The 10,659-nt window shown below is 71.1% G+C and carries 12 protein-coding genes and 2 tRNA genes; 3 read left to right on the top strand and 11 right to left on the bottom strand.

The genetic code is table 11. From position 1 onward, the window contains the following. Nucleotides 1-106: 106 nt before the first annotated feature. Genes CLV28_RS13035 through CLV28_RS13025 form a run of 4 tightly spaced genes read right to left on the bottom strand, consistent with a single transcriptional unit; the run spans nucleotide 107 to nucleotide 2,478 of the window. Nucleotides 107-757 carry an aminodeoxychorismate/anthranilate synthase component II gene (locus tag CLV28_RS13035; protein ID WP_100423784.1) on the bottom strand — a complete coding sequence of 217 codons (651 nt, stop codon included), beginning with the start codon at nucleotides 755-757 and terminating at the stop codon, nucleotides 107-109. Nucleotides 758-779: 22 nt separating this feature from the next. Then, nucleotides 780-938 carry a hypothetical protein gene (locus CLV28_RS15710; protein WP_170062674.1) on the bottom strand — a complete coding sequence of 53 codons (159 nt, stop codon included), beginning with the start codon at nucleotides 936-938 and terminating at the stop codon, nucleotides 780-782. Nucleotides 939-949: 11 nt separating this feature from the next. Beyond that, nucleotides 950-1,723, bottom strand: a complete 774-nt coding sequence (locus tag CLV28_RS13030) for a class E sortase (RefSeq protein WP_100423783.1) — start codon at nucleotides 1,721-1,723, stop codon at nucleotides 950-952. Further along, entirely contained in the window at nucleotides 1,720-2,478 is a 759-nt protein-coding gene (locus tag CLV28_RS13025) for a DUF881 domain-containing protein (RefSeq protein ID WP_157802645.1), read from the bottom strand. Before CLV28_RS13025 ends, CLV28_RS13030 begins: the two co-directional genes overlap by 4 nt. A gap of 280 nt (nucleotides 2,479-2,758) precedes the next feature. Between CLV28_RS13025 and CLV28_RS13020 the strand changes: the two genes are divergently transcribed. Beyond that, on the top strand, nucleotides 2,759-3,016 hold the full coding sequence (locus tag CLV28_RS13020) for a cell division protein CrgA (protein ID WP_100423781.1): 258 nt from the start codon (nucleotides 2,759-2,761) through the stop codon (nucleotides 3,014-3,016). A gap of 108 nt (nucleotides 3,017-3,124) precedes the next feature. Here the strand turns inward: CLV28_RS13020 and CLV28_RS13015 are convergent, their stop codons facing one another. Together CLV28_RS13015 and CLV28_RS13010 are read right to left on the bottom strand one after the other, a co-directional pair. Further along, nucleotides 3,125-3,850, bottom strand: a complete 726-nt coding sequence (locus CLV28_RS13015; RefSeq protein WP_308440376.1) for a rhomboid family intramembrane serine protease — start codon at nucleotides 3,848-3,850, stop codon at nucleotides 3,125-3,127. A 194-nt stretch (nucleotides 3,851-4,044) separates the two neighbouring features. Then, the gene (locus CLV28_RS13010; RefSeq protein WP_100423780.1) at nucleotides 4,045-4,584 is read right to left on the bottom strand and encodes a peptidylprolyl isomerase; all 540 of its coding nucleotides are present in this window, start codon (nucleotides 4,582-4,584) and stop codon (nucleotides 4,045-4,047) included. A gap of 173 nt (nucleotides 4,585-4,757) precedes the next feature. Here CLV28_RS13010 and CLV28_RS15595 point away from each other — a divergent pair, with 173 nt between their 5' ends. After that, nucleotides 4,758-5,753 (top strand): hypothetical protein, encoded by a 996-nt coding sequence (locus CLV28_RS15595; protein WP_157802644.1) that lies wholly within the window; start codon nucleotides 4,758-4,760, stop codon nucleotides 5,751-5,753. A 183-nt stretch (nucleotides 5,754-5,936) separates the two neighbouring features. Continuing rightward, complete coding sequence (locus tag CLV28_RS13000; RefSeq protein WP_100423779.1) at nucleotides 5,937-6,572, top strand: CueP family metal-binding protein; 636 nt, start codon at nucleotides 5,937-5,939, stop codon at nucleotides 6,570-6,572. Between the two features lie 115 nt (nucleotides 6,573-6,687). Here the strand turns inward: CLV28_RS13000 and CLV28_RS12995 are convergent. From CLV28_RS12995 to gyrA, 5 genes are all read right to left on the bottom strand, one after another. Then, a tRNA-Ala gene (locus CLV28_RS12995) sits at nucleotides 6,688-6,760 on the bottom strand. Between the two features lie 13 nt (nucleotides 6,761-6,773). Next, entirely contained in the window at nucleotides 6,774-6,893 is a 120-nt protein-coding gene (locus CLV28_RS15855) for a DLW-39 family protein (RefSeq protein ID WP_211281473.1), read from the bottom strand. A 28-nt stretch (nucleotides 6,894-6,921) separates the two neighbouring features. After that, nucleotides 6,922-6,995, bottom strand: a tRNA-Ile gene (locus CLV28_RS12990). Between the two features lie 60 nt (nucleotides 6,996-7,055). Continuing rightward, nucleotides 7,056-7,934: a DUF3566 domain-containing protein gene (locus CLV28_RS12985; protein ID WP_100423778.1), complete on the bottom strand. Its 879-nt coding sequence runs from the start codon at nucleotides 7,932-7,934 to the stop codon at nucleotides 7,056-7,058. A 4-nt stretch (nucleotides 7,935-7,938) separates the two neighbouring features. Further along, nucleotides 7,939-10,506: a DNA gyrase subunit A gene (gene gyrA / locus CLV28_RS12980; protein WP_239073180.1), complete on the bottom strand. Its 2,568-nt coding sequence runs from the start codon at nucleotides 10,504-10,506 to the stop codon at nucleotides 7,939-7,941. Between the last annotated feature and the right edge of the window lie 153 nt (nucleotides 10,507-10,659).

Below are 10,659 nucleotides of genomic sequence, written 5' to 3'. Positions count from 1 at the left end.
CCATTCACGGCCGGCCGAGAAGTGATCGACGACGAAGGGCGGATCCCCGCGGGGGTCCGCCCTTCGTCGATGCTGCGTTCGGCGCAGAGCCGCCGGCCGTGCTGGCTCAGGCCCGGACGAGCGGTGCCATGCCCTCGGAGCGAGCGACCGCGCCGTCCGCCCCGCAGGTCTCGAGCCAGTTGGCGAGCAGGCGGTGCCCACCCTCGGTCAGCACGGACTCGGGGTGGTACTGCACGCCGTGCAGCGGAAGGTCCCGGTGCTGGAGCCCCATGACGACGCCGGACGCGGTGCGTGAGGTGACGACGAGCTCGTCGGGCACGGTCTCGGGGATCACGGCGAGCGAGTGGTAGCGCGTCGCGGTGAACGGCGACGGCAGTCCGGCGTGCACGCCGGTGTCGTCGTGCTCGACGAGGCTGGTCTTGCCGTGCATGAGCTCGGGCGCGTGCGTGACCGTGCCGCCGTAGACCTCGGCCAGGGCCTGGTGCCCCAGGCAGACGCCGAGCATCGGGGTGCGCGAGCGCGCGCACGCACGGATCACGTCCTCGCTGCTGCCGGCCTCCTTGGGCGTCCCGGGGCCTGGCGAGACGAGCACCCCGTCGAACGGGGTGCCGTCCTCGTCGTGGAACACGCCGTCCTCGTCGGGCTCGGGCACGGCGTCGTTGCGCACGACGACGGTGCTGGCGCCGAGCTGGTCGAGGTAGCCGACGATCGTGTAGACGAACGAGTCGTAGTTGTCGACGACGAGGATGCGTGTCATGGGTCCAGTATCACGCACGCGTCTACTCCCCCACGGTCTGCTGGTTGAGCGGCATGTACTCCGAGAGCCACGGGAAGACCCACTCGAAGCACACGGCGACCACGGCGGCGGCGAGCGCGAGCATGACGATCAGGCGCACCCACCAGGGTCCGGGGATCGCGTTCCACAGGGCTCCGTACACGTCGCTCCTCCTCACCACTCGGCCGGCGAGATGCCGGCCTCGGTCAGCTCCTGGGGCACGCCCTCGCTCACCGGGAACCAGTAGGCGAACTCGGCGTGCACGATGTACCGCTGCGCGGCCGAGAACATGGGGTGGCAGCTCGTCATGGTGAGCAGCCGCTGCGTGGGCTCGACGACGGGGTCGCCGGCCTTGGTCCCGGGGATCGGCGCGATGACGTCGACCTGGTCGGGGTAGACGATCAGGTGCTCGGTGACCCTGTAGACGTACCAGGTGTCCTCGGTGCGCACGACGATCGGGTCGCCCTCCTGGAGGTCCGCGATCTTGTTGAACGGCTTGCCGTACGTGGTGCGGTGCGCCGCGACGGAGAAGTTCCCGAGGTCGCCGGGCATCGCGGTGCCCGGGTAGTGGCCGATCCCGATCGTGTCGAGGATCGTCGCCTTGTCGACGCCCTCCGCCGCGGGCTTGACGTAGTCGGCCCCGAACCGCGGCACGTAGAACTGCGCGAACACGTCGCCGACCGCGGGCTCCTCCATGACGGGCGGGTCGTCGGTGCGCTCGACCGGGGCCGTGTCGACGACGGGCGGCGGGGCCCAGTCGAGCTGCTCGATGACCTCAGCCTGGAACTTGTCGCCCTGGACGTCGGTCCACCACAGCTGCCAGACGACGAAGAGCCCCAGCAGCAGCCCCAGCGTGATGAGCAGCTCGCCGATCCCGCCGACGACGTGGCTGACGACACCCGGCCCGCGCACGGGTCGCGCGTGCCGGACGGCGGCCGGCGCGCTCATCCCTGCACCTGCGCGTACGTGAGGGTGACCTGGTCGCTGCGCGGCACCTCGATCTTGGCGACCTCGTCGAGCCGCCACCCGAGCGAGACCGCGTCGACGTAGCTCATGTACGCCTGGACGTCGGGCGCGCGGTCGAGCGCGGAGCGCATCGCGTCCTGGTCCCCGATCGCCTCGACCACGAACGGCGGCGAGTACACGCGTCCCTTGAGCACGAGGACGTTGCCGACGCAGCGGAAGGCCGTCGTGGGGTCGACCCGCTGACTCTGGAGCGTCATCGCCTCGGCTCCCCCGGCCCACAGGCCGTTGACGACGGCCTGCAGGTCCTGCTGGTGCACCACGAGGTCGTCGGGACGGAACTGCTCGGGGTAGTTCCCCGGAGGGGCGTCGTCGAGCGCGACCCGCAGGCCCGGCCCGGTGAGCGCCGTCGTGCCCGCGGCGATGCGGTTCGCGGTGATCTCGGCCTCGCCCGGGCTGCCCTCGACCGGGGTCTCGTTCTCGACCGACAGCGCGTCGATCTCGGCCTGCAGGGCGTCGGACTGCTCCTGCAGGTCCGTCACGCGGTCGGACTCGTTCGCGACGAGCTGCGCGAGGTCGTCGGGCGTGCGGCCCTCGTCCCCGCGTGCGGTGCGCGCGCTCACGCCGAAGATCGCGCCGGCGAGGGCCAGAACGAGCGCGACCGTCAGGACGCGCACGCTGCGGCGCCGGGGCGCCGTCCGCTCACGGACGGGCGACGCTGGTCCTGCGGAGTGGCTCACCGCTCGCCTCGTTCCCTGTCGGTCTCGCCGGGTCGGGAGTTCCCCGCCGCCTGGTGTACCGTGCACGGACCCGTGCGGTACGCCCACTACGCTAGTTGACGTGCGGCGTCCTGCGGGACGTGGTTCACCGGCTTCACCGGTTTTCCACCCTGTGCGTCACCGTTTCGTTGCGTCACCGTTCGTTGCGTCACCGTTCGTCCCGTCCCACCCGTAGCACCGCCCGCCTCGTGTCCTCCATCGCCGCCGGACTCCGGCCGGCCGTCCTCCAGGAGCATCGCTCGTGCCCGTGTCGAAGCGTCGCAAGAAGAAGAACTCGCCCGCGAGCGAGCCCGCCACCTACAAGGCCGACAGCGTCAACCCGCGGTGGCTCGCCCCGACGATGCTCGGACTCCTCGTCGTGGGTCTCGCGTGGATCGTGCTCTTCTACCTCACGAGCGGCCGCGCCGACCTGCCGATCCCTGCGCTGCGCAACTGGAACCTCGCGGTCGGCTTCGCGCTGATCATCGCCGGCTTCGGTCTCACGACCCGCTGGAAGTAGCCGCTGCGGGACGGCGCCGTGGATGTCCACGAAGTTGTCCCCATGTGGACGACCCTGTGGATAACTACAGCGGTGTAGTTCCACGGGCGTCGTTCACGACGCGGCGCGTCACCCGCCGAACGGGAGCTGCAGCGTCGGCACCACGACGGTGCTGTACTTCCACACCGTGAGCAGCACGAGCACGACCCCGACGAGCACGGGCCCGAGCACGCCCCACAACGCTCGCCGCTCCCGGGGCGCGTAGGCGAACACCGCGCCGAGCACGAGGCCCACCACGAGGCCGCCGACGTGCGCCTGCCACGCGAGACCGCCCACGAAGAACGGCAGCGCGAGGTTGATCGCGAGCAGCACGAGGATCTGGTTCGCGTTGCGCCCGAGGCGCTTCATCACGAAGAAGATCGCGCCGAAGAGCCCGAAGATCGCCCCCGAGGCGCCGACGACCGCACCGGTCCACGTCGTCTGCCACCAGGCCTGACCGATGCCCGGCTCGGCCGCGAGCAGCACAGCGACCTGCCCGCCGACCGCGGCCAGCAGGTAGAGCGCGACGTAGCGTGCGCGCCCGAGCGCCTGCTCGAGCGGCGGGCCCACGATCCACAGGGCGTACATGTTGAACAGGATGTGCAGCGGGCTCGTGGAGTGCAGGAACGCCGCCGTGACGAACCGCCACGGCTCGTCCTGACCCGACGCGGGGCTGAACCAGAACTCCTGCATGAACGCCGTCCCGAGCACGAGCTCGAGCACGTACACCGCGGCACAGATGCCGATGATCGTGAGCGTGACGACGGGACGGCCCTCGCGGACCGTGCCGCCGAACACCGTGCGGACCGTCGGCATGGCGCGTGCGGACTGCGCGACGCAGTCGACGCACTGCACGCCGACCGCCGCGGGGCGCTGGCACTCCGGGCACGCCGGACGTCCGCACCGCTGGCAGCGGACGTACGACGGGCGGTCAGGGTGTCGCGGGCAGACGGGGATCTCGGGCGACGCGCCGGACCCTGCCTGCGCTCCCCACGGCGGCTGGCTGATGGTCAGTCCTCGATCGTGACCGAGGTGATCGTGATGTCCTCGACCGGGCGGTCGCCCGGACGCGTCTTCGTGGTGCCGATCGCGTCGACGACCGCGCGCGACGCGTCGTCCGCGACCTCGCCGAAGATCGTGTGCTTGCCCGTGAGCCACGGGGTGGGCGTGGTCGAGATGAAGAACTGCGAGCCGTTGGTGCCCTCGACCTCACCCGTGACCGGGTTGCGGCGCGAGCCCGCGTTGGCCATGGCGAGCAGGTACTTGCGGTCGAACGCGAGCTCCGGGTGGATCTCGTCGTTGAACGTGTAGCCCGGGCCGCCGGTGCCCGTGCCCAGGGGGCAGCCGCCCTGGATCATGAAGTCGTCGATCACGCGGTGGAAGATCAGGCCGTCGTAGAACGGGTCGTTGCGCTTGTCGCCCGAACGGGGGTCGGTCCACTCCTTCGCGCCCGTCGCCAGGCCCGTGAAGTTCTGGACCGTCTTCGGTGCGTGGTTCGGGAAGAGCTCGATCCGGATGTCACCGGCCGTCGTGTGCAGGGTTGCGAACATGGCGCCATTCTCGCACGACGCCCCGCCGCCGCGAGGGGCTGTGGACGCCGCGGCGGCATGTGCGCAGGTTCTCCACAGGGGCGTGACGCAGTCCGCACCCCGGCCGCGTGCGAGCCGATGGGCCCGGTGGCAGAGTGGACGCAGAAGTCACCGGACGACGATCGGGGAACCACATGTTCGACGGGGTCAAGCGGTCCACCAGCGAGGCGGTCGAGAACCTCGACGCGAGCAAGCTCGTGGACACCGAGAAGATCAAGGAGCAGGCCGCCGCGCTGGCCGCCACGCTCCAGGAGGCCGGCGAGAAGGTCGGCCCCACCGCGACGCAGCTCGCCGGGCAGGCGAAGGAGCGGGCGGGACAGTTCGGCGAGTGGGCCAAGCCCCGCGTCGAGAAGGCCTGGCAGGACGGCGTGCAGGCCGCGGCGCCGCGCGTCGAGGCGGCGGCCGCCAAGGCGTCCCCCGCGATCGACACCGCGCACGACAAGATCGTGAGCGACTACATCCCGAAGGTCGTCGCCGCCGTCAACATCGCGGCCGCCAAGGCCGCCGACGCCGCGACCGCGGGGTCGCAGAACCTCGCCGCATCGACCGAGGACACCGTCGAGAAGCTCTCGCGCAAGGCGCGCAAGGCTCTCGCGGCGACCGAGAAGTCGGCGCACAAGGCCGCGAAGCAGGCCGAGAAGGCCGCCGCCAAGGCGGACAAGAAGTCCCACAAGGTCCTGTGGACCGTCGTGGGGCTCGGCGCTGCCGGGACGGCGTTCGTGCTGTGGCGCCGCGCCCAGCCGACGAGCGACCCGTGGGCCGAGCCGACCGACTCCCCGCGCTTCGACGACGTCGTGGCGGACGCCAAGCACGCTGCCGGCTCGGCGGCCGAGGCCGTCGGCGAGGCCGCGGGTGCCGCCGTCGCCAAGGGCAAGGAGGCGGGCGAGAAGGTCAGCGAGGTCGTCGAGGAGGCCACGCAGGCCACCAAGGACGCCGCGAAGAAGGCCACCTCGCGCGCACGGTCGACGACCCGCAAGGCCGCCGGCGCGACGTCCGACACGGCGCAGGACGCCGCGGACGCCGTCGCGGACGGTGCGCAGGACGCCGCGGACGCGACCTCGGACGCCGCAGAGTCGGCTGCCGACGCGGTCGACGACGCGACGGGCGACACGCCCGGCACGCGCCCCTGACCTGACCTGGACCCCCGGACGGTGCACGCACCGTCCGGGGGTCTCGTGCGTCCGGAGGTCCTGCGCCGGGTCCGATGCATCGGTGTCGTGGTGCGTTCGCCTCGTGGCCCGTCAGCGACCTCCCAGGGAAGCCATACCCCCGTGGGGTACCGTGCGGCGTCCGCCACCGACCACGGAGGAACCATGCCGCACACCCGCACCCGCACCGCCCTCGCGGGCGTCCTGACCCTCGCCACGCTCGCCCTCGCTGGCTGCTCCGCCGACGATCGCGCCGACGGCCGCTCCCCCGCGGCGACGTCCGACGCCGGCGCCGCCGGGGCTGTGGGCTCCGCGACGTCCGCCGACGCGGTACTCGCGCCCTACGGGCTCGACGGGCTCGAGGCCGTCCAGGTCGTCGACGCGCTCGAGGCGACCCCGCTCGCCGAGCGGCCCGCGGACCTCACGGCGTCCGTGCGCCCGCGCGAGGTCGTCCTCGACTCCCCCGCCGGCACCGCGACGCTCCCCCTGCCCGACGACGCGTTCTACCTCTCGCTCGCGCCCTACGTCTCCGCCACGCACCCGTGCGCGCAGCACTCGCTGACCACCTGCCGCGGCGAGCTCGGTGGGGCGGAGGTCGCACTCACGGTGGTGGACGACGCGACCGGCAAAACCCTCGTCGACGACACCCGCACCGCCGCCGACAACGGGTTCGTGGGCCTGTGGCTCCCCCGCGACCGCGAGCTCACCGTGCGGGTGCAGGTCGACGGACGCGCCGCGTCGACGCAGGTCACGACCTCGGACGACGCCGACACGTGCCTGACGACGTTGCAGCTGACCTGAGGTCTTGGCCCGCGACTCGGGCTGCCTGGGGGCTGCCGTGCCGCCCGCCCGGACGGCCTGCCGTTGAACGACGAAGAGCCCGGCCGAGACGGCCGGGCTCTTGCGTGATGTGGGGTGGAGCCAGGGGGACTCGAACCCCCAACCCCCTGCTTGCAAAGCAGGTGCGCTACCAATTGCGCCATGGCCCCGCGTGATCGCCGATCACTCGAAGGTGTCGGTCACCTCTGCCCAGAGGTCGCGTTCGTCCGACGACTCGGAGTACTTGCGCCAGAGGAGGAACCCAGCGCCGGCGGCAAGTGCGAGCAGCAGGAACTTCTTCATGGTTTCCCCTCCATCGGGTGTCTGGCAGTGGGCCTAAGAGGACTTGAACCTCTGACCTCTTCCTTATCAGGGAAGCGCTCTAACCGTCTGAGCTATAGGCCCTTCTCGCGTTTCCACGCGAGGGTAGACGTTACACGACCCCTCGCGTGGAACCCAAACCGATCACTCGTCGGTCAGTGTGAGGTGGATCCCACCGACCACCGCGGCGACGATGTTGTAGATGAACGCGAGGATCGTCGCGATCGCGGTCATGAGCACGAGGTTCACGATCGCGATGAGCGCACCGAGCGAGAGCACCCGGTCGAACGCGACGAACTGCAGCACGTCGACCTTGGTCTCCTCGCCGACGATCCCGATGATCAGCGAGTTGATCTGCGTGAACACGCCCAGGCCGTTGAGCACGCCCCAGAACATCGCGATCGCGACGACCGTCATGATGCCGACGGCGAACGCCAGGATGAACGACAGCTTCATGACCGACCACGGGTCCACGCGCGAGACGACGAGCCGCACGCGGCGCACGCCGGCGTCGGCCGCCGGGCGGGGCTGCGCCGCCGTCGGGGCCGCGGTCGCCGACGCCGTACGGGCCGTGCTCGGGCGGGGCGGGACGCTCTGCGTGGGACGCTGAGCCCCGGCCGTGCTCGACGCCCCCTCGGACGGCGTGGGGTTCGTGCTCGCCGCGCCGCTGCCCGGCACGCGCTTGACGGTGCGCTCGTCGAGCTCGTCCTCCGACGTCACCGAGACGGTCGCGACGCGCTGCGCCGCGGACTTCGCCGCCGCGACGGCTGCCGCGGCCGCGCGGGCCGCGCTGTTGCGGACGCCGGAACCGGCCGTGCCGGTGCTCGCCTGGCCGTTGCTCGCCTGGCCGTTGCCGGACTGGCCGTTGCTCGACGGGCTGGTGCTCGCAGCACCGGTCGAACCGTTCGCGGTGCCGTTCTGCGCACCGGAGCCCGCACCTGCCGCCGGGGGCGGCGGGGGCGGCACGCCCGGCCCCGCGGGCCGGGTCGCAGCGCCCGTCGTCGTGTGGTCGTTGCTCGTCATCGTCCTAGACTTCCTCGCTCGTCGCCGGAGCGTCGTGCGCCCCGTCCTCGATCACGGTATCGCCATCCCCCTCGAGACGACGCTCGACGTTGCGGGCCACGGCGATGATGCGATCGCCCTTGCCGGGCTTCGCGAAGGTCACGCCCTGCGTCGTCCGACCCGTGAGGTTCACCTCGGACACCGCCGAACGCACGATCTTGCCACGTTCCATGATCACCAAGACCTCGTCGTCCGCCTCGGTGATGAGCGCGCCCACGAGGTCGCCCCGCGCCTCGACGAGGTTCGCGACCTTGATGCCCAGGCCGCCACGGCCCTGGACGCGGTACTCGCTGATGCGCGTGCGCTTGGCGAACCCGCCCTCGGTCACCACGAAGAGGTCGGAGCCGTCCTCGACGACGTCGGCCGACAGGAGCTCGTCGCCGTCGCGGAACTTCATGCCGGTCACGCCCGACGTCGCGCGGCCGAGCGGACGCATCGCGTCGTCGTTCGCCTCGAACCGGATCGACTGGCCCTTGCGCGAGACGAGGATCAGGTGGTCGTCCGCGTTCACGAGGCGCGCCGAGACGAGCTCGTCGGTCACGCCCTCGTCGTCCTCGCGCAGGTTGATCGCGATGAGGCCGCCCGTGCGGGGCGAGTTGTACTCCGACAGGCGGGTCTTCTTGACCAGCCCGCGACGCGTCGCGAGCACGAGGTACTCCGCGGCGTCGTAGTCCCGTAGCTCCATGACCTGCGCGATCGTCTCGCCCGGCTGGAACGCCAGGAGGTTCGCGACGTGCTGACCCTTGGCGTCGCGGCCACCCTCGGGCAGCTCGTACGCCTTGGCGCGGTACACGCGGCCAAGGTTCGTGAAGAACAGCAGCCAGTGGTGCGTCGTCGTGACGAAGAATTGGTCGACGATGTCGTCCTCGCGCAGCTGCGCGCCGCGCACGCCCTTGCCGCCGCGCTTCTGCGCCCGGTAGTTGTCGCTGCGCGTGCGCTTGACGTACCCGCCGCGCGTGATCGTGACGACGACCTCCTCCTCGGCGATGAGGTCCTCCATCGAGACCTCGCCGTCGTAGGGGAGGATCGTCGTGCGCCGCTCGTCGCCGTACTTGTCGACGATCTCGTCCATCTCGGCGCCCACGATGTCGCGCTGGCGCTGCTCCGACGCGAGGATCGCCTGGTACTCGGTGATCTCGCGCTCGAGCTTGTCGTGCTCGTCGATGATCTCCTGGCGCTGCAGCGCGGCGAGACGGCGCAGCTGCATGTCGAGGATCGCGCGCGCCTGGCGCTCGTCCACGTCGAGCAGCTCCATGAGCCCCACGCGTGCCTGGTCGGCGTCGGGGGAGCGGCGGATCAGGGCGATGACCTCGTCGAGCTGGTCGAGCGCCTTGAGGTAGCCGCGGTAGATGTGGATGCGCTGCTCGGCGTCGTTGAGCAGGTAGCGCGTACGGCGGACGACGACCTCGATCTGGTGCGTCGTCCAGTGCCGCACGAACGCGTCGATGCTGAGCGTGCGGGGCACGCCGTCGACGAGCGCGAGCATGTTCGCGCTGAAGTTGTCCTGCAGCTGCGTGTGCTTGTACAGGTTGTTCAGCACGACCTTCGCGACGGCGTCGCGCTTGAGCACGATCACCAGTCGCTGCCCCGTACGGCCCGAGGTCTCGTCGCGGATGTCCGCGATGCCCTGCATGCGGCCGTCCTTGACGAGGTCCGCGATCTTGAGCGCGAGGTTGTCCGGGTTCACCTGGTACGGCAGCTCGGTGATGACGAGGCAGATCCGGTTCTGGATCTCCTCGACGTTGACGACCGCGCGCATCGTGATCGAGCCGCGCCCCGTGCGGTACGCCTCCTCGATGCCCTTGTGGCCGAGGATCGTCGCGCCGGTGGGGAAGTCGGGGCCCTTGACGAGCTTCAGGAGCTGCTCGAGCAGCTCCTCGCGCGACGCCTCGGGGTGGGCCAGGTGCCAGCGGACGCCGTCCGCGACCTCCCGCAGGTTGTGCGGCGGGATGTTGGTCGCCATGCCGACCGCGATGCCGGCGGAGCCGTTGACCAGCAGGTTCGGGAACCGGGAGGGCAGGATCGCCGGCTCCTGCGTGCGGCCGTCGTAGTTGTCCTGGAAGTCGACGGTGTCCTTGTCGATGTCCCGGACCATCTCCATGGCCAGCGGGGCCATGCGGCACTCGGTGTACCGCGGGGCGGCCGCGGGGTCGTTGCCGGGGGAGCCGAAGTTCCCCTGCCCGGCCACGAGCGGGTAGCGCAGCGACCAGTCCTGCACGAGGCGCACGAGCGCGTCGTAGATCGCGCTGTCGCCGTGCGGGTGGAACTTGCCCATCACGTCGCCGACGACGCGGCTGCACTTGGAGTACGCGCGGTCGGGACGGTACCCGCCGTCGTACATCGCGTAGACCACGCGGCGGTGCACGGGCTTGAGCCCGTCACGCACGTCGGGGAGCGCTCGACCCACGATGACGCTCATCGCGTAGTCGAGGTACGACCTCTGCATCTCGAGCTGCAGGTCGACCTGCTCGATGCGCCCGTGCTGCACGGCCAGCGCCGCCGCGGCCGCGACAGCCTCCTCGCCCGTGGGCACGCCGCCGGTCTGGTCCTGCTCGGGAGTCTCGTCGGTCACCGTCTACCTCGTCCTGTCATCCGTACGTCGCCTGCATGCACATCGTGCACGTCGTGATCTGTACATCTCCGTCGAGCGGCGTCGGCCGCCCCTCGCCCGCCCGGCCGCTCGCGC

The sequence above is a fragment of the Sediminihabitans luteus genome (assembly GCF_002797595.1).
GTDB classification, from domain to species: Bacteria; Actinomycetota; Actinomycetes; order Actinomycetales; family Cellulomonadaceae; genus Paraoerskovia; species Paraoerskovia lutea.
Note: the sequence above shows the minus strand (reverse complement) of the source record. Positions and strands in the feature narration are given on the sequence as shown.